This is a genomic window from Rhodoferax sp. (assembly GCF_028688795.1).
Lineage (GTDB): Bacteria > Pseudomonadota > Gammaproteobacteria > Burkholderiales > Burkholderiaceae_C > Rhodoferax.
This window is the reverse complement of the sequence record NZ_JAQTXM010000031.1, coordinates 25,813-44,041: the sequence shown is the minus strand read 5'-3', so window position 1 is coordinate 44,041 and position 18,229 is coordinate 25,813. Positions and strand designations below refer to the sequence as shown.

The window sequence follows — 18,229 nt, the reverse complement described above, 5'->3', positions numbered from 1 at the left end:
TGCTCGCCCCATTCATCACAAAGGTTTGCCATGAACACTGCACCTCCCTCCATCGGCGTGATCACCCCACTCAAAGCCCTGTGGCGCTGGCTGGTCGCTACCCCGGGCCAATCGCAAGCCGTGACTTGCAGTGCGCTTAGCCCGGCAGTTGGAAGTTTTCGGCGCACGGGCACCTTATGCAACCACACATTGCGCACCCCGCCCGGCGCCGCTGCCCACACCGTGGTGCGCAGGCCGGTGCGCATGGTGCGTGTGATGGAAGCCGGGCAAACATCGTCACAAGTGGGTCGCATGGTGATTTCCGGCCGCATGGCCGATGTGTGCGCGGAACTTGACCGACTGGTGGCGCACGAAGCGCGCCTGCATTAAGGCCATCAGACTGGTCTGAGTTCACATTTTTGACAGCCCGCAAGGCTTGGGCAGGTAGCACCAAGGCACAATCGGGCCATGAATATTGTGATATTGGATGATTACCAGGATGCCGTCAGAAAGCTTGCCTGCGCGGCCAAGCTGGAGCCTTACCAGGCCAAGGTGTACACCAACACCGTGAAAGGTTTGGGGCAACTCTCAGTGCGACTGAAAGATGCCGATGTGATTGTGCTTAACCGGGACAGGACCCAAATGCCGCGCGCGCTGATCGAAAAGCTGCCCCGACTCAAATTGATCGTGCAAACCGGTCGTGTCGGTGCGCACCTGGATGTGAACGCGTGCACCGAGCGCGGCGTAGCGGTGGCCGAAGGCACTGGCTCACCAGTGGCGCCGGCCGAGTTGGCTTGGGCCTTGATCATGGCGGCAGCGCGGCGCCTGCCGCAGTACATCGGCAACCTCAAGCATGGCGCTTGGCAACAATCTGGCCTGAAAACCGGGTCCATGCCTGCTAATTTTTGCATGGGAACTGTCCTGAAAGGTCGCACGCTGGGCATTTGGGGCTACGGCCGCATCGGGCAAATTGTGGCGGGCTACGGCAAGGCCTTTGGCATGCGCGTGATCATCTGGGGGCGCGCGCCTAGCCGTGAGCGTGCGGTGCTCGATGGCTTTGAGGTCACCGCCACGCGGGACGAACTGTTCGAGCAGTCTGATGTGCTGTCGTTGCACCTGCGACTCAATGAAGAAACCCAATACGTGGTGAAGCTCGACGACTTGTCCCGCATGAAGCCAACCTCCCTGCTGGTCAACATTTCGCGCGCCGAACTGATCGAGCCTGATGCCCTTTTGGGCGCACTCAACCGGGGCCGTCCCGGCATGGCAGCAGTGGATGTGTTCGAATCAGAACCCATCCTGCAAGGCCACGCACTGCTCAGGCTGGAAAACTGCATTTGTACACCACACATCGGCTATGTCGAGCAAGACAGCTACGAGATGTACTTTGGCGCAGCTTTTGACAATGTCGTGAACTTCATCAAGGGTCGCCCAACCAACATCGTCAACCCGGGCGCTCTGCAAGTGCGCAGATAGAACCTGTGCCCCGACAAATAAGCCCGCTGTTGCGGGTTTTTTTGCGCCTGCTGCCAGACACACAGGTGACAGCCGCCCATGCTTCAACAGCGTCGCGGACGTGACAATGGGCAGGTTTCAAGTCACCTACCGGACAGTCCATGACAGAGCCCATCCTTACCATTGACGAACGCTCGGCAATCAACGCTGGCCGCTGGTTTTCCAGCCTTTCCCCTTCACTTCGGCACGACATACTTCGATGCGCTTACGTCAAACGCTTCTCGGACGGCGACCTCATCACTGCCCGCGGCGACACGCCACAGGAGTGGATCGCCTGCGCCAAGGGCGCCGTGCGGGTGAGTTCGACCACACTGTCAGACAAGCAGATCACACTGACCTACGTCGAGCCAGGCATCTGGTTTGGCGATGTGGCCATTTTCGATGGCGACCGGCGTACCCACGATGCCTACGCCCATGGCGACACCACCACGCTGTGTGTGGCACGGGCCGACTTCAAGAAAATTCTGGCCCAGCACGTCGAGTTGTACGAAGCCCTGCTGCGCCTGCATGCGCGGCGCATTCGCCAGCTCTATGGTTTGGTGGAAGATCTCAACACCCTGCCCCTGCGCGCCCGCCTGGCCAAACAACTGCTGCATCTGGTTCGCAGCTATGGTGTGCCATCCTTAAGCGATGGCAGCGAGGTGCGCATTGGGCTGCACCTGGCGCAGGAAGAACTGGCGCAATTGCTGGGCGCCTCACGCCAGCGTGTCAACCAGGAGCTCAAGGCCATGGAGCGCGAGAACGCCATTCGCATCGAGCCCGGTGGCCTGGTGGTGCGCAACCGCGATGCCTTGATGCGCATCACCGAGGCAGACAGCTCAACATGATGAAAGGATTCAACGCCCATGACTGACTTTGACCAATTCGTCGGCACACGTGCCGTGCCAGAGGCGCAAGCCTTTGATGTAGACGCGCTCAGCCACTGGTTGACGCAACACCTGAGCGGCTTTGCCGGCCCCTTGAGTGTCGAGTCGTTCAAAGGCGGTCAGTCCAACCCGACTTACAAACTCATCACGCCTGGCCAGTGTTATGTAATGCGCAGCAAGCCCGGCCCGGCGGCCAAGCTGTTGCCATCGGCGCACGCCATTGAGCGTGAATACGCTGTGATGAGCGGCTTGGCTGGCTCAGATGTACCCGTGCCGAAGATGCTGTGCTTGTGCACGGACGAGTCGGTCTTGGGACGCGCTTTCTACATCATGGAATTCATGAGTGGGCGCATCTTTTGGGACCAGTCTCTGCCCGGCATGACGACCGATGGGCGCGCAGCCATTTACAACGAGATGAACCGCGTGATCGCAGCGTTGCACAGCGTCGACTTCGCTGTGCGAGGCTTAGCCAGTTACGGCAAGCCTGGCAACTATTTTGAGCGCCAGATTGGCCGCTGGAGCAAGCAGTATGTGGCATCCATCACCCAGCCGATTGTGGAAATGGACCACCTCATTGCCTGGTTGCCCGAGCACATTCCGGCTATGGCGCGTGACCCGGCCATGGTCAGCATCGTTCATGGTGACTACCGATTGGATAACCTGATGTTCCACCCCGTCGAACCGCGTGTGATTGCCGTGCTGGACTGGGAGCTGTCCACCCTGGGCCACCCGCTGGCCGACTTCAGCTACCACTGCATGGGCTGGCACATCACCCCCGGTGCCTTTCGCGGCATTGGCGGGCTCGACCTAGAAGCGCTGGGCATTCCCCTGGAATCCGACTACATCCGCCAATACTGCGAGCGCACCCGCATTGCCACCCCTGAACAATTGGCGCCTGATTGGTCCTTTTACCTGGCCTACAACCTGTTTCGCATGGCGGCCATTCTGCAAGGCATTGGCAAACGGGTCGAGGCCGGCACGGCTGCCAGCGCCCAAGCCGTGAGCGCCGCCGCTGGCGCGCGACCCCTGGCGCAACTGGCATGGCAATTTGCGCAGCGCGCTTGATTCAAATTTAAGAGCTGCTTACGATTATCAAATAAGGGCTACGGCCTGATTTCTTAAAAATTTGCACTGTCATAACCTTCACCACTGAGAGACCACCATGGATTTTGATTACTCCCCCAAAACCAAAGAACTGCAAGCCAAACTGCTGCAATTCATGGACGACCACATTTATCCTGCAGAAGGCGCTCACCATGCCGAAATTGAAGCCAACACGGCGGCGGGCAAACGCTGGTCACCTCTGCAAACCATTGAAGCACTCAAACTCAAGGCGCAGAACCAAGGCCTGTGGAACCTGTTTTACCCGGTAGACAGCGCACAGTCTGGCGGCATCGATGCCGGGGCAGGCCTAACCAACCAGGAATACGCGCCACTGGCCGAACTCATGGGCCGGGTGGCCTGGGCCAGCGAGGTGTTCAACTGCTCAGCGCCCGACACCGGCAACATGGAAACCATTGCCCGCTACGGCTCCCCCGAGCACAAAACCCAATGGCTCAAGCCGTTGCTGGCGGGGCAAATCCGCTCGGCATTCTCCATGACCGAGCCCGATGTGGCCTCCAGCGATGCCACCAACATCGAGACCCGCATTGAGCGCGACGGTGCTGATTACATCGTCAACGGCCGCAAGTGGTGGATCAGCGGCGCTGGCGACCCGCGCTGCGCCATCCACATCGTGATGGGTAAAACCAACCCCGAAGCCGATCGCCACACGCAGCAAAGCATGATTCTGGTGCCGTGCAACGCACCTGGCGTGACGGTATTGCGCCCCCTCAACGTGATGGGTTACGACGACGCGCCGCATGGCCACATGGAAATCAGCTACAAAAATGTGCGCGTGCCCGCCGACAGTATTTTGCTGGGCGAGGGCCGCGGCTTTGAGATTGCCCAGGGTCGGCTTGGGCCGGGACGTATTCACCACTGCATGCGCCTGATTGGCCTGGCCGAACGCGCGCTGGAGTTGATGTGCCAACGCACTTCCAGCCGAGTCGCTTTTGGCAAACCTATTGCTGCACAAACCGTGACCCAGGAACGCATTGCCGAAGCACGTTGCAAAATCGACATGGCTCGCCTGCTCACCCTCAAGGCCGCCTGGATGATGGACATCGGCGGCAACAAATTCGCCAGAAACGAGATCGCCATGATCAAGGTGGTGGCGCCCAACATGGCCTGCCAAGTGATTGACTGGGCCATGCAGGCCTTTGGTGGTGCCGGCATGTGCGACGACTTCCCGCTGGCCTACGCCTACGCCAGTGCACGCACGCTGCGTTTTGCCGATGGGCCTGATGAAGTGCACCGCAACGCCATTGCCAAACTGGAATTGCGCAAGTACACACCTTGACACTCTCCCACACCTTGGCCTTGGGCCACCGCTTGCGCAGGAAGGAGGGGGATTACGACGGTGGTAGCCTGTTCTGGTTTGAACTTCCACTGCAGGCATCGTCTCAGCGGCCAAAGGACGATCCGCAGACATCTGTCGAACCAGCTATCTTTCGAACGGCTCCTATCCAAAGAACAGACCAAACTTCGCCTTCATCGAAGACGGTCACAGCAGAAAATCTCGAACTCTTGGAAATAGCCAAGCCCGAAGGAGCTCCATCTTGTTGGTGGAAGACAACAAAATCAATCAAAAGCTCGCGTTTGCTCTGCTACGACGCTTGGGTTATCGCGTTGACATTGCCGAAAATGGTATTGAGGGAGTCAACGCTGCAAGCAAGCAACGATATGCGCTGATTTTGATGGATGTGCAGATGCCGGAAATGGATGGTCTGGCAGCCACACGTCAAATTCGAATTGGCGGTGGGTTAAACCAACGTAGCCCTATCGTGGCATTGACCGCCAATGCCATGCAGTCCGACAAAAACCTGTGTCTGGCAGCAGGAATGGATGACTTCCTCACCAAGCCCTTCAACCGAGAGAAACTTGCCACCTGTCTGCAAAATTGGATCAAAGACTAAGACAAAGATGTCACACGAGGTGCGTTGGGTGTTGCTCTAGAAAAGCATTTGTTTCAAGTGGCGGTCAACGGACTAGGCCAGAGTGTTGACCTGAGTGCCCAGGTTGCCACTCGTTGCCAACGGCAGGGCCTGTAGCATCGCCAATGCACCAGTGGCTTGGATGTCCATTGCCTTCTTCAAAACCAAAACTTGAGCTGTTTCGGCGACTTGGCTCTGCTTCATTTGTAATGTTGCATTGACGAGTGCGGCGGGGGAAATATCCATGATGAAATCCTACAGTAGTTGTCTTCGATATCGGATCGGCCACCTGTATTCTTGAGCAATACCTGTGGCCGTGCCCACCGAATGCGCACCAGCCGGCGCTAAATATCATCGATTTCGAATTGCCTCATGGAACGGTGCCACTGCTTTGCTGCAGTTGCTGCAGTAGATTCAGGCTTGGGTACCCGTCCGCTGGCAGGCCGAGACTGCGCTGGTACCGGCGAATGCCACGCCGCGTGGCTGGCCCCATCATGCCGTCGGGCGTGCCACTGTCGAAACCACGAGTATTGAGGATCGTTTGCATTGCCAGCAACTGACTCCGCGTCAAAGCTTGCACATCGCGCGGCCAAAGTGCTTGTACCGGCGGGCCACCTGCCAGGCGTTGCGCCAGCAGGCTGACAGCCAGTGCATAGCTGGTCGAGTTGTTGTAGCGCAGAATCGTGCGGAAGTTGGTTCCGATCAGGAAGGCTGGTCCGCCTGCGGTGGATGCCAACCAGATTGAGCTGTCGATCAGCGCTGGCAGTGGCGTACCGTTCATCGATTGCACACCCTCCTCCGCCCAGGCTGTGGATGTTTGTCGGACATCGTCATCGGCACGTGCGTAGTCGAACTCCGGCGGCAAGCGCACCTCAGTCCCCCATGACTGACCGGCCTGCCATCCAGAGCTTGCCAAGAAGTTCGCCGTCGAAGCCACCACATCGGCAGCACTGCCCCATAGGTCACGTCGGCCATCGCCATCGGCATCAACCGCATAGGCCAGAAAGTTGGAGGGCAGAAACTGCGTTTGGCCCATCGCGCCCGCCCACGATCCGATCATCCGAGTGCGATCAATGTCACCACTTTGCAAAATTTTCAAGGCAGCCAGCAATTGGCTGCGTGCCCAGACCTCGCGTCGACCTTCGAATCCCAGTGTCGCCAATGCATCAATGGTCGGGATGTCGCCAAAGTTGCTGCCGTAATTGCTCTCCATGCCCCAGATGGCGACGACGATTTCCATGGGAACGCCATAGCGCGCAGTGATGGCAACGGCTTGGGAGCCCAGTTGCTGCAGCTTGTACTGGCCACGGGTGATGCGCTGCGCCGACAGCGCGTTGTCGAGGTAGTCCCAGACCGGGCGGGTGAACTCGGGCTGCGCCCGATCCAATTCAATGATGCCTGGTAGGAAGTGAACCGGGTCAAAAGCGATGTGCAGCGTCGCCTCACTGATGCCCACTTTGCGTGCGAAAGCGCTGAACTCATTGACCCAGAGGGCAAACTTCTGGGCGTGTTCATCGTCGTTAGTGGTGGCTTGAGCGGGCTGAGTGGCAACCGCTGTTGGCACCTGTGCCTTGATTTCTGTGGTGGCTATGGCGGTACAGCCGGCAAGCGTAAAGATCGCCAACAAACCGAAAACAAGCCAGACGCGCGCTGAAGATGGGAAATGGGTTGAGATGTGCATTGCTGTCATTTTCGTTGTTTGATGAAGTCCCGCAGTCACCGGAGAGAATCGATCAAACCATGTTTTGTTGCCTGCCATGCCCTGGATGACCCGCTTGCTGCCAAGTCAGCAGTTGGAATTGCCCATCCAACGCGCATTGCTGGTCGTCGTCGACCAGTTCTACAGTGAGTCGTTGGCACGATTGGTCCAATTGCTGCCCGAGCTGGATGTCGTCGGCAGCGAGGTCATCCATGGCGGCCATGCCTTGACAGCGACTTTGCTGGCGCCATTTGAGGGCTGGAACAAAGGCCAGCTGGACGCAGCGCTTGAACACAACGCCTCCTCCCGCGCACTGGTAAATTTCCCGACGGAACACCACCCAGACGCTGACACCCTGCGCGCAATCACCCTCGATCTGGCCGCCGCCTGGCGCGAGTTCGCGCTGTAACTCAACGTCAAGCTGTTGCTGGCTGCAGGTGACATAGCAATGCCCGCTGCCAGCGATTCAGCTGTTTTGCAGCCAGCCCTGCAGATGGGTCGCCGAAAGTGATTCACAGCCTGGGGCCATGGCCCGCAGCAACTGCAGCAACTCGGTTTGCTGGCTCGCTGTGCTTTGGCTCAATGCCCTGCGCAAGGCATCAGCCGACCAGACCGCCAAGGTGCAATCCTGGCTGGCATGGCAAGCCCGGGGTTCGGCATCCAAACTCAGCAGGTGACCCCACCCCAGCCAATCACCTGGGCGGACGGTACGACTTGACCGCTTGGGTGCGCCGGCCAGAAAAAGCTCACGCTGAACCGGCAGGTCAATGGACTCTGAAAATGCCATGTAGGCCAAACTGGGGTCATCGGTCAGGGCTGCAATGCGTTGGCTAAGCTGGCCGGCCAGCGGTCCAAGCGCCAGACGACCGGCCTGAAGCAGGGATTCAAAATGTTGGGCACTGAGCCTGTTGGACCCCGGAACTTGGGTGGGCTGTTCTAACGCAGCGAGGAGGTTCTTCAAGTCCGCCTGATCCTGTTGTGTGTCTGTGGCACGATCTTCCAGCAGGCGCCCCTGCAACAGCAAGCTCACGGCGGACTGCTCGCATTGTTCCAATCGACCATAACGCAGGGTCTGCGCCGCTGGTCGTAAGGCCAGCAACAGCCAGGCAGGTATTTGCGCGAGGGCGGTGTTGTCTCTGTCAGTCCCGGTTTGCACGGGGTGGCGTGGCGCGACCGACTCAGGCCATAACGGTGGGTTCGATGCCATGCGCATGGCGGCGCCAGCATCCTGCCAACCGAGGCTGGGTGTCGGCTGCAAGGTCAAACCCTCGCGCGACAACGCATACCAGAGGCGCTCCAGGAAGCCAGAGCCAATACTCGCACGGACGAGGAATTGCAGGGTGTAGAGCCGTGCAACGTAGCGCAGCATGCCGGTGGCCGGGTCGTTGCCGAGCAGCGCGACACTTGGCTTTGGCTCAGCGCACACGCCGGGCAGATCACTAAGCAGAACCTGCATGGCAATCTGCATCACCCGCCCCGGGGGCTGGTCGCTGGCGATATTGAAGCTCACTTCGTAGCGGTAGGGCTGATCGGCCCGGATCACCTCCACCATGCGGGTGGTGAACTCACTGTTGGGCATCAACATCGTCGAGCCACGAATGGTACGAAGGTAGACCGAACGCCAGTTCAGGGAAATGACCCGACCTTCCATTTCGTCGCGCCGCACGTAGTCGCCAACCCGTAGCGGACGCTCGATTTCAATCGCGACACCGGCAAACAAATGTCCCAAGGTTGGCTGCAGGGCCAAGCCGACAATGATCGACAGCATGGCCGATGTCGCCAGCACGCTGCTGATGTCCTGCCCCAGGCCGAAGCGCAGGTAAAGCATGGTGGCCACCAGGTAAAGCGTGATGGTCAGCACGGCGTGCAACAGGTCTGAGGTCGCGCTGCTGCGTGCGTTGCCATTCCCGCGCAACACATGGCGCAGCAAGGCTTGCAGCACAAGCACGGTCGCCAGCACGCTCAACGCCAGGGCGGCATGGCTCAACCAAAGGGTCCGCAGTGCGTTGGCTTCAGCGACTTGCGTGCCAAGCGTGACTTGAAGTAGCCACAGCAACGCCGCAGCGGCAATGATGATCAAGGTCCACATCACGTCACACCGGGTCGCTGTCTGTGGTGTCGGCCTTGCCGGAAGGCGCCGCCGGGGGAGTCAACGCGCGCGCCGGGTCAGGGCCACGCTCAAACAGACGCATGGCACGGTCGACGCTGGTTCGGAGTCGGACGATGGCCTGTTGCAGATCACCAAACTGCCCGCCCACCATGGCGAGCGACGCACTGCCACCGCGCTCATCCAGGCTGGCCGCATGCGCGACACGGGTGAGCATTTCAAGTGGATCGGTGACATGACGGCGCAGCAGCAAGAGAAAAACTGCCGCCGAAAGCACGAACACACAGGTTAATGAGCCTATTGTCACAAGCACTGAGTTGAACGCTTTTTCCCTGGCCGGGGCAGTCGGTACCTCCATCAATTGCAGGCCAACCACGTCACCCATCTTCCAGCCAAAGCCATTGACTGGACCGTATTTGGCCACCATGGCAACAGGGGCAGCGGCAGCGGTGCTGTGGCACTGCATGCAGGCCGAGGAACTCATGCGGATCGGTCTGGCGAGGTAAAAACGCTGATTTTTGCCGCTGCCAATCTCGCCATCCAGTTCGAGTAGTTTGGCGTCCGCCTGGAACTCACGCAGCAGGCCAACTTCCCAGTCGCTGGCGCGGTCGTTCAGGTTGGTCGGGTTGAGTGAGCTTTCGCGGTATTTGTAGTCGGGGAACTTCTGCGCCAGTCGAGCCATGGTGTTTTGGGCGGCAAACGATGGTACTTGTGCCGCGTGAAAATCGTTGTCTTGCAGGGTTTGCAGGACTGGCGCCACATCATTGCCCGTGTAGGCCCGTACGGCCAATGCGGCCTCCAGCAGCATGTTGGCTTTCAGCTTGATTTCGTCGTGTGCTTGGCGTGATTCCAGCTTATAGGAAATGTAGCCTGCGACCGAGACGCCAAAGCAGAAACAAAATCCAATAATCCAGGCAAAACGTGTTTCGATGCGCATCAGGTCACTCCTTCATGACCTCAGCGCAATAACCAATAACGGGTCTCGTCCAATGCCGGTAAAAAAAGCCATCTTACAACGCCAAGGTGACACTTACCCATTTCGTTTGAACTAGGTGCCCACATCGAAACCAGTCGCAACCAAGCCGTCGAGCAGCCCTTAGCGACTCAAACCCTTTGGCTCAGCCGGCACCCACGATCAGGTTGAACATATCCCGCAGCGAGAGCAGTTCGCTCATCGCGCTGCAGCTCAACTAGCTGATGGGTTTTAACTCGTCGCCCAGTGCCTCGATTTCAGCTTTGGGGGCGTCGAGGGTGGTGAAGCTCAGCAAGTGGATGCGCACTGGGCCGGACTCGGTTTGCGCCCAATGGTTGAAGTCGCAAACAGGTTCCAGTTCGTCCGGGTTCAGGCCGCACCGCTCGATCACAGCTTACTTTACCGTGTTGGCCACATGCTCGGGGCTGATCGTGGTCGGTGGTGGCATAACCGTGGCGGATTCAGGCAGGGCATTGGGCCACAGCAGGGTCTTGTCCCAGCGCGGAAAAAGCAGCGCTGCGCTGTAACTGTCGAAATGCGTGCAGATCACGCGGCTGTGGGCAAGGAGGTCTTGGTTTGTCATCATGAGTTCTCTCAACAATGGACGTTTGATACAGGGCGCGGATGTAGCTGGCCGTGTACCGTGCCCACCACATGGCAATAGGCTCATGTAGAAATTGAGTGTCATGCGGCATCAGTCGTGTCCCAACGTTTAGTAAATATTCGGTGAACCCGTAGCCCAGTCAAAAATCGCTGGACACATTCACCTTTTTCATCTACTGTTGCACCCGTGCGTGCAACTTCTATCCCCACAGAAACCGCCACGACTATTGGTGTCGAGGCGCCACCACCGCCTGCAATTGAGTTTGTGACGATTACACGTCAAGAGCATATAGCACTGAAGTCGGCCGCAAACTATTGGCAGACGGCGCATCGCAAAGCTGTTGATCGTTTCAAATGGCGCGAGCTTCGCTACCAGCGCATTTTGCGTGAACTCAAAGCGAATGGCGCCAAGTCTAACGCCGCTTTGCAAGCCGAACTGGTGTTGGCAAAGGGTCAAGTCCGCGATCTGCAAAGTCGCGTATTTGCCAGCAAAGGCGAAAGGCGCAAACACTGTGAGGGACGAAGCCAAACGGCATCTTGTCGTCGTCCACGAGGACAGCAGCACGGATCCAGCGGACACGGGCGCACCCTGCAAACGCAATTACCCGCACGCCACGAGGACGCTACGCTGGACAAGACTCAATGCCCCAAGTGTGGATTGGCGTTTAACAACCTTGTTGATACAGAAGACTCGCAGGTGCTGGAGATTGAGGTCAAGGCCTACCGGCGTGTGATCCACCGCCACCGTTACTCTGCGTCGTGCCAATGTGGGTGTGTGGACGGCACTGTTTGCGCACCGCCACCGGCGCGGCTCATTGGGCGGGGCAAGTTTGGCGTTTCTGTTTGGACCAGCGTGCTGTTGGACAAGTTTCTCTATGGTCGGCCCAGCCAGCGGTTGCTGCAGGATTTGGCTGACCACGGATTGAACATGTCGGCAGGTACATTGGCTGGCGGCCTGCAGGCAATAGCGCCACTGTTCAAGCCGCTGGATAAAGCGCTGCAATTGAAGCTTCGTAGTGAGCCCTATTGGCATGCAGACGAAACCCGCTGGGCAGTCTTCGTGAACGTGCAAGGTAAGGTCGGCCACCGTTGGTATTTGTGGGTGTTTCATTCCAGTTCCGTGGTCCACTACGTCATTGACCAGACACGCGCGGCAGATGTCATCGTGGCCGAATTGGCCGCAGTCAATCAGGGTGTTATCAGTTGCGACCGCTACTCTGGCTACAAGCGCTTTGCCCGCCTGAACCCAGGCGTGGTTCTGGCCTTTTGCTGGGCTCACGTAAGACGCGACTTTCTGGTACTTGCCAATTCGTATCCTCAAAGCGCCGAATGGGCGCTGCAATGGGTAGACATGATTGGGCAGCTCTATCACCTCAATGGACTTCGCCTGAACACCAGCATGGATAGCCCTGAACGAGCAGTCACGCAACATGACCTGGTGCAGGCACTGCAGCAAATGGCCACGCGGTGCGCCTTTGAAGTGGCCAATCACGAACTGTTCCCTCCGGCGGCCAAGGTGCTGGAGAGCATGACGTTGCATTGGAGTGGCCTGACGGTGTTTGTCAATTCTGCGTGGGTGGACATGGACAACAACACGGCTGAGCGTGATATTCGTGGACCCGTAGTTGGCAGAAAGAATTTTTACGGATCAGGCTCTGAAGGCTCCGCAGAATTGGCCGCCACGATGTACGGCACTTTGGCAACCATGAAGCTTTGGGGATTGAACGCGCGCACCTGGCTTGCGCAGTATTTGCAGGCCTGTGCGGATAATGGCAATCGGCCACCAGACGACATCACCGCCTTTCTTCCATGGCAGATGAGTGCCAAGCGTCTGGCCGACATGCGAGCGTGTTGCCTTCAGTAAGGATGATCGATTCATGAGCATTTACTGCGCGCGCGAATTCAGCGCGCTCGACATCCAGACCATTCGCGATCTCATCATTCAGGATCCAAAGCTTCAACGTTCGGCGCTCTCACGCAAGCTTTGCGAATTGTGGGGATGGACTAAACCCAATGGGGACCTCAAGGACATGACATGCCGCGTGGCATTGCTGCGTATGCAGGCCGATGGACTCATTGAGTTGCCAGCATCAAGAATCGGTGTGGTTCGCAAACGTGCACACTTTGCGCCCACTGCTGCCAGCGACGCCCAGGCCGCCATCAAGCAACCCGTGCACGAGATCGGGCGCATCACACTTCAGGTGGTCAGCGGCACGGCAGCTTCGAGGCTATGGAATGAGTATGTCGCGCGCTACCACTACTTGGGCTACACGACCATGTCGGGCAGTCAGGTTCGCTACAACGTCTTTGCTGGCGAGCAACTCGTGGCCTGCATCAGTTTCTGCGCCTGCGCCTGGAAGTTAAAGGACCGAGAGCGATTCATCGGTTGGAGTGAGGCGCAGCGACAAAAAAACCTGCCGCTGGTTATCAACAATGCGCGCTTCCTGGTTCTGCCTTGGATCGAATGCAAAGGGTTGGCTTCAAAGATTCTGTCCCTTGCCGCTCGGCAGTTACCCAATGACTGGCTCAGGCGCTACGGCTTTCGACCAGTATTACTGGAAACCTTCGTGGAATATGAACGCCACAATGGCACTTGCTACAAGGCAGCCAATTGGATCAATGTCGGCCGAACGACAGGACGCGGGAAGAAATCCACCAGCCACAAGATCCTCATCCCAGCCAAAGATATCTGGCTCTATCCGCTACGCAAAAACTTCGCCGACGCACTTTGCCAGTAGGCACTACGGGTTCACCGAATATTTACAACGTTTAACCATCAGAACGTCGTAAGTTAATGATTTGCTTGTTGAATCTAGTGTTTGAGTCTGGTCTCGATTTGAACGTTGTCGCGCGTCAGACTGTCGGTTTTTTGCGGATTCCCGCCCAAGACCGTCATGCGCCAAGGCAAGCTCGTATTTGCGCAACTCATGCTCTATCTGCCACTGCGCAAGTTTAGGCGTTGTGTGGCCGACCACAACGGTGAACACAAGATCAAAGACTTCTCGTTCCTGGATCAATTCTTCGCCATGGCATTCGCCCAATTGACATACCGCGAATCTTTGAGGGACATCGAAGTCAACCTTCGCGCTCAAGCGCGGCGGCTGTACCACATGGGCTTTCGTTGCCAGACGATTTCGCACAACACCCTTGCCAACGCGAACACCACACGCCCGTGGCAAATCTACGCCGACTTCGCCCAGCATCTGATTGGCTTGGCGCGCCCTCTGTATGCCACGGAACCATTCAGATTGGAACGCGATGCGGCGATTTACGCGTTCGACGCCAGCACCATCGACCTGTGTCTGTCGGTGTTTGCCTGGGCGCCGTTTCGTTCGACCAAGGCGGCCATCAAGTTGCACACGCTGCTCGATTTGAGGGGCATCCAAGTAAGTTCCGATTGACACCATCAGGAAGAAAAAGGCCCGGACTGCGATCAACAGTCGGGCCTGTTATGAGGCAGGTTTACTTGGACAGGTCGATGGCGTAAACGCCCTGTCCCTTGCCGCTGCCGTCATCGTTGCTCACCACGCTGATGTTGGCAAAGCCAGCTGTCTGCGCCACCGCCAACTTGTCGCTACCGGAGGTGAATGTCACTTGGCCGGCCGTGGTCACTTTCGTGAAGCGCCAACTGCGGGCTGAACCATCGGCAACCAGCGTCAGGTTCTTGCGGGCCTTGATGTAGTCGATCAAGACATCGCGATTGGCATCGGGTGAAGCGTAGATAGTATTGCCTGCTGTCAGGCCGAACTGCGTACCGCTGGTGGCACGGTAGTTGTTGGTGGCAATGATGAACTCAGCCGTGGTACTGATGGGTGCGGCCTTGTAGCTCAGGTTCTTGATGCGGCTGCCCTTGGGCTGGGTTACATCAATTTCATAGCTCATATCGACCGAGGTGAACATGTCAAAGTTGTATCCAGGGAAAGTTGATATCAACCCCTGCGCGGTGGTCAAGGTGGGATTGATCTGGTTAAAACGTTCGGCCGCCTTCTCCAGCCAAGTCTTGATGCCTGCGCCTGTCACTTTTACCGCATACACCGTGTTGGGGTACAGGTACAGGTCGGCGGCATTGTTGATGGCAATCGGGCCTTGCTTGACATCTGTAAAGTCGGTACCACCGGCAAAGCCACTCTTGAACGGTGCACTGACTGACAGCACAGGCAAGTCTTTGTACTGAGGCATGTTGGCAGCGACATACCTGGCCACGTAGTCAGCCTGCGCGGCGTTGACCACCTGGATGGCGGTGACATCGCCAATGTCGGCAAAATAGCTTGAAAGCGCAAAGTCCGACTGGCCGATTGGAGTTTTCACGTAGGTAATCGCAGCTTCATGTTCTGTTTTGATTGCTGCAGCAATGGTGGGATCAACCGCCACATAAGTTTTGGAAGTGGCATCCAGTAACGCCTTGCGGATGCTGACAACAGTTTTGCTGGTGTCGATGGTCCACTTGCCATTCTTCACCACCAGCTTGTAGTCGATGACCCCGATGGCCTTGCCCCAATAACTGGGCATCACAGCGGGCACACCATGGAAGGTTCCTTTGACTTTGTCCACACCAATGGTGTCACAGGCGGTCGTAGTGCAGGCGGCGTTGGGAAACTCACTGTGAGAATGGCCCATCAAAATGCCGTCAATGCCGGCCACTTTAGCCAGGTGGTAGTTGGCATTTTCCATGGTGGCGCTGTAGGTGCTTGTGTCCCAGCCGCCGTGCGACGCGGCGATGACAATGTCAGCCCCTTCGGCTCGGGCCATGGGCACGTACTTTGTGGCAGATTCCACGACGCCTTGCACGTCCACCTTGCCATCGAGCCAACGCTTGTCCCATAACAGGATGGGCGGTGGCGCAAAGCCAATGATTGCCACCTTCACGGTACTTTCAATGGTTTTGCCGTCTTTGTCTTTGGCGCTGACCTTCTTGCTGATGATTGTGTATGGCTTGTACAGCGTCGCGCCGTCTTTTTTGCTGCTCACATTGGCCAGCACCAGCGGGAACGCCGGGCCGGTGCAAGTGGGCTGACTGGCCACAGCAGCCATGCCTTCCACGTTGAACTTGGTGCCCGTCACTTGCGACAGAAAAGGCAGACCGTAATTGAACTCGTGGTTACCCAGCGTGCCCGCATCAAAACCAATGGCATCCATGGCCTTGTAGGCGGCCAGCTTTTGACTGCAAGCCAATGGGTTGACCGTCGCCTGGTAGTCGGCGAGGGCGGTGCCCTGGATAGTGTCGCCGTTGTCGATCAACAAATTATTGGGAAAGTCGGTGCGAGCCTGCTTGATCAGCGTGGCAGTACGCTCAAGCCCGACACTTTTGTCCTCCGCCAGTTTGAAGTAGTCATAGCTGACCACGTTGGCATGGAGGTCCGAGGTCTCAAGAACGGTCAATTGTGCGGTGGCTGATTCGGGCAGTGTGACGGTGGCAGGTGCGCCATCGGAGCCACCACAGGCGGATAGGCTGGCAGTTAGAGCAGTAACCAGCGCAGCAGCCAAGGCTGACTGCGAAAAAAATCTAAATTTAGCAATGGGGACCACAAAAACTCCTGTTGGTGAAAGGCCACTGCAATGTATTGGGCAAATGTGACAGTTGCTTGGAGACCTTGAGATGCATACAAGGACAGCTTGCTTCCATAACACTGTGTCATTTTGCAGAATTCATTCCCTCAGCATTGAAGACATGCGACTGAAGGCAGCGGTGCGCACGCGCCAACGTGCTTATACCAAGGCGCGAAAGTTAGCCAAGTGAAGGAGCTGACGGTCACCTACCAAGGCTTGGGTGCCTCTTTTGTCCTGGGCATCCTGGCTGACGATGGCCAAGATGTACTTTTTCAATACGCGCCGCAAGCGCTTGAACGCGGACTGCAGTTGTCTCCCATTCGTCTGCCGCTGCGTGCGCTTGCTTATCCAGATCGCAGGGCTGATTACACGCAACTTCATGGTGTGCCCGGATGGCACACCATTGCCATCTTGGCATGACCGCGACACAGTTCTTTGAATTGCCGGGCGGCCGCTCCGCCTTTGCGACCCAGCGATTTGACCGCCGTGGTGAGCGACGCGTTCATGTGCATTCGCTGGCGGGGCTTTTGCATGCAAATTTCCAGGAGCACTCAGTCAGTTATGAAGACATCTTTCGTGTGACTCGTCGGCTAACCCGCGACCAACGAGAGCTTAAAAAAGCCGTTCAGCGCTGCGCGAGCGAAAGAAGTCCAGCCAATAACAGACCCCAATGTCCGCGGCAAAGACAAAAACCAAGAACCTCCGCTAGACCGCCTCCTGACAGTCCGGCTTTCGTCTTCATGCCGCTTTGCGGCCAAATCGCCTAGCAGGGAGAAGACACGGATTGGGTGTTCAAGGTTACGCGGCCAGCAGTCGGGGGTAATCGGTATAGCCCTTGGCGCCTGGGCTGTAAAAAGTTGCTTGATCGGGCTCGTTCAGAGCAGCCTTTGCTTGTATCCGCTCCGGCAAATCGGGATTCGCCAAAAAGCTGGTGCCAAAGGCGACCGCATCTAGCTTCTTGTCAAGCATCGCAGCCTGTGCTTCATCGCTGTTGTACCCCATGTTGCCGATCAGCACCCCCTTGTAATGGGCGCGCGCGACGGTCATGACATCGCCCGTTTGCTGCTGAAGAAAGTCTGCACGCATCAAATGCAAATAAGCCAGGTTGAAGTCATTCAAGCGCTTGGCCAAAAATTCAGTCAATCCGATGGGGTCGCTGTCGATCATGCTGTTGAAACTGTTCAATGGCGACAAGCGCAGACCGACCCGATCTGATCCGATGGCGGCAGACACGGCAGTCAGAACTTCAAACAGAAAACGCGCCCGGTTTTCCATCGTGCCACCATAGGTATCACTTCGACGGTTGGCGCCGTCACGCAGAAATTGATCGATCAGGTAGCCGTTGGCACCATGCACCTCCACACCATCAAAACCGGCTGCGACCGCATGCTTTGCGGCCTCGGCAAAGGTGTGTACCAGTTCACTGATTTCAGCCGTGGTCAAGGCGTGTGGCACGGCATGTGCGACTTTGCCGCTAGGCGTTTGAATGTCGCCACCGATGGCAACGGCGCTCGGAGCCACATTTTCAGCGCCATGGTTAAGCAAGGGGTGCGCTGCGCGCCCGGCGTGCCAGATTTGCATGACGATTTTGCCGCCTTTGGCATGCACTGCATCTGTGATTTTTTTCCATGCCAGCACTTGTTCTGGTGAGTAAATACCAGGCTCGGTGATGAACGCCGACGTATTGGGCGCGATCATGGTGCACTCTGTCACGATGAGGCCCGCACTGGCACGTTGGGCATAGTATTGGGCCATCAAATCGTTGGGCATATGCGCCAAGTCAGAACGTGCACGCGTCAGAGGCGCCATCAGAATGCGATTGGATAAAGTGATTGCGCCGACTTTCAAGGGTGTAAATAACATGGTGTTTCCTTATGGGTGTTAATGGGTTGTTGGATCGGTTGG

At 57.5% G+C, this 18,229-nt stretch carries 19 protein-coding genes and 1 pseudogene; 12 read left to right on the top strand and 8 right to left on the bottom strand.

Translation table 11 applies throughout. From position 1 onward, the window contains the following. The first annotated feature begins 30 nt into the window (after positions 1-30). From PHQ58_RS19050 to PHQ58_RS19025, 6 genes are all read left to right on the top strand, one after another. Positions 31-369 carry a hypothetical protein gene (locus tag PHQ58_RS19050; RefSeq protein ID WP_300114238.1) on the top strand — a complete coding sequence of 113 codons (339 nt, stop codon included), beginning with the start codon at positions 31-33 and terminating at the stop codon, positions 367-369. 78 nt (positions 370-447) lie between these two features. Continuing rightward, the gene (locus PHQ58_RS19045) at positions 448-1,455 is read left to right on the top strand and encodes a D-2-hydroxyacid dehydrogenase family protein (protein WP_300114236.1); all 1,008 of its coding nucleotides are present in this window, start codon (positions 448-450) and stop codon (positions 1,453-1,455) included. A 140-nt stretch (positions 1,456-1,595) separates the two neighbouring features. Then, complete coding sequence (locus tag PHQ58_RS19040; RefSeq protein ID WP_300114233.1) at positions 1,596-2,321, top strand: Crp/Fnr family transcriptional regulator; 726 nt, start codon at positions 1,596-1,598, stop codon at positions 2,319-2,321. An 18-nt stretch (positions 2,322-2,339) separates the two neighbouring features. Beyond that, complete coding sequence (locus PHQ58_RS19035; protein ID WP_300114230.1) at positions 2,340-3,425, top strand: phosphotransferase; 1,086 nt, start codon at positions 2,340-2,342, stop codon at positions 3,423-3,425. A gap of 97 nt (positions 3,426-3,522) precedes the next feature. Beyond that, positions 3,523-4,761: an acyl-CoA dehydrogenase family protein gene (locus tag PHQ58_RS19030; protein ID WP_300114227.1), complete on the top strand. Its 1,239-nt coding sequence runs from the start codon at positions 3,523-3,525 to the stop codon at positions 4,759-4,761. Positions 4,762-5,026: 265 nt separating this feature from the next. Continuing rightward, positions 5,027-5,377 (top strand): response regulator, encoded by a 351-nt coding sequence (locus tag PHQ58_RS19025; RefSeq protein ID WP_300114286.1) that lies wholly within the window; start codon positions 5,027-5,029, stop codon positions 5,375-5,377. 72 nt (positions 5,378-5,449) lie between these two features. Here the strand turns inward: PHQ58_RS19025 and PHQ58_RS19020 are convergent, their stop codons facing one another. Then, a complete protein-coding gene (locus PHQ58_RS19020) occupies positions 5,450-5,641 on the bottom strand; it encodes a YjfB family protein (RefSeq protein ID WP_300114224.1) in 192 nt (63 codons plus the stop codon). A gap of 124 nt (positions 5,642-5,765) precedes the next feature. Further along, complete coding sequence (locus tag PHQ58_RS19015; protein WP_300114221.1) at positions 5,766-7,076, bottom strand: lytic murein transglycosylase; 1,311 nt, start codon at positions 7,074-7,076, stop codon at positions 5,766-5,768. A gap of 76 nt (positions 7,077-7,152) precedes the next feature. On the opposite strand from PHQ58_RS19015, the gene PHQ58_RS19010 reads away from it, so the two are divergent. Then, entirely contained in the window at positions 7,153-7,503 is a 351-nt protein-coding gene (locus tag PHQ58_RS19010; protein ID WP_300114218.1) for a hypothetical protein, read from the top strand. Between the two features lie 57 nt (positions 7,504-7,560). Here the strand turns inward: PHQ58_RS19010 and PHQ58_RS19005 are convergent, their stop codons facing one another. The 4 genes from PHQ58_RS19005 to PHQ58_RS18990 form a co-directional block, all read right to left on the bottom strand. Next, positions 7,561-9,183: a mechanosensitive ion channel family protein gene (locus PHQ58_RS19005; protein ID WP_300114215.1), complete on the bottom strand. Its 1,623-nt coding sequence runs from the start codon at positions 9,181-9,183 to the stop codon at positions 7,561-7,563. 4 nt (positions 9,184-9,187) lie between these two features. Continuing rightward, a complete protein-coding gene (locus PHQ58_RS19000; RefSeq protein WP_300114213.1) occupies positions 9,188-10,138 on the bottom strand; it encodes a DUF3365 domain-containing protein in 951 nt (316 codons plus the stop codon). 253 nt (positions 10,139-10,391) lie between these two features. After that, positions 10,392-10,565, bottom strand: coding sequence for a hypothetical protein (locus PHQ58_RS18995; RefSeq protein WP_300114210.1), 174 nt, complete (start codon positions 10,563-10,565; stop codon positions 10,392-10,394). 3 nt (positions 10,566-10,568) lie between these two features. Beyond that, positions 10,569-10,757 (bottom strand): hypothetical protein, encoded by a 189-nt coding sequence (locus PHQ58_RS18990; RefSeq protein WP_300114207.1) that lies wholly within the window; start codon positions 10,755-10,757, stop codon positions 10,569-10,571. A gap of 207 nt (positions 10,758-10,964) precedes the next feature. Here PHQ58_RS18990 and PHQ58_RS18985 point away from each other — a divergent pair, with 207 nt between their 5' ends. From PHQ58_RS18985 to PHQ58_RS18975, 3 genes and pseudogenes are all read left to right on the top strand, one after another. Then, on the top strand, positions 10,965-12,641 hold the full coding sequence (locus tag PHQ58_RS18985) for an IS66 family transposase (RefSeq protein WP_300114204.1): 1,677 nt from the start codon (positions 10,965-10,967) through the stop codon (positions 12,639-12,641). 13 nt (positions 12,642-12,654) lie between these two features. Then, positions 12,655-13,515 carry a DUF4338 domain-containing protein gene (locus PHQ58_RS18980; protein ID WP_300114201.1) on the top strand — a complete coding sequence of 287 codons (861 nt, stop codon included), beginning with the start codon at positions 12,655-12,657 and terminating at the stop codon, positions 13,513-13,515. Positions 13,516-13,671: 156 nt separating this feature from the next. Beyond that, positions 13,672-14,157, top strand: a pseudogene (locus PHQ58_RS18975) (DUF4372 domain-containing protein); the annotation flags it as partial. An 82-nt stretch (positions 14,158-14,239) separates the two neighbouring features. Here PHQ58_RS18975 and PHQ58_RS18970 read toward each other — a convergent pair. Continuing rightward, on the bottom strand, positions 14,240-16,294 hold the full coding sequence (locus PHQ58_RS18970) for a bifunctional 2',3'-cyclic-nucleotide 2'-phosphodiesterase/3'-nucleotidase (protein WP_300114283.1): 2,055 nt from the start codon (positions 16,292-16,294) through the stop codon (positions 14,240-14,242). A 216-nt stretch (positions 16,295-16,510) separates the two neighbouring features. Between PHQ58_RS18970 and PHQ58_RS18965 the strand changes: the two genes are divergently transcribed. Both PHQ58_RS18965 and PHQ58_RS23690 read left to right on the top strand, forming a co-directional pair. Next, on the top strand, positions 16,511-16,744 hold the full coding sequence (locus PHQ58_RS18965) for a hypothetical protein (protein WP_300114198.1): 234 nt from the start codon (positions 16,511-16,513) through the stop codon (positions 16,742-16,744). Continuing rightward, positions 16,717-17,091, top strand: coding sequence for a HipA domain-containing protein (locus PHQ58_RS23690; RefSeq protein WP_367187352.1), 375 nt, complete (start codon positions 16,717-16,719; stop codon positions 17,089-17,091). The genes PHQ58_RS18965 and PHQ58_RS23690 overlap by 28 nt, the downstream gene beginning before the upstream one ends. Before the next feature lie 31 nt (positions 17,092-17,122). On the opposite strand, the gene PHQ58_RS18960 is transcribed toward PHQ58_RS23690, so the two are convergent. Then, positions 17,123-18,187, bottom strand: a complete 1,065-nt coding sequence (locus PHQ58_RS18960; RefSeq protein ID WP_300114195.1) for an alkene reductase — start codon at positions 18,185-18,187, stop codon at positions 17,123-17,125. Between the last annotated feature and the right edge of the window lie 42 nt (positions 18,188-18,229).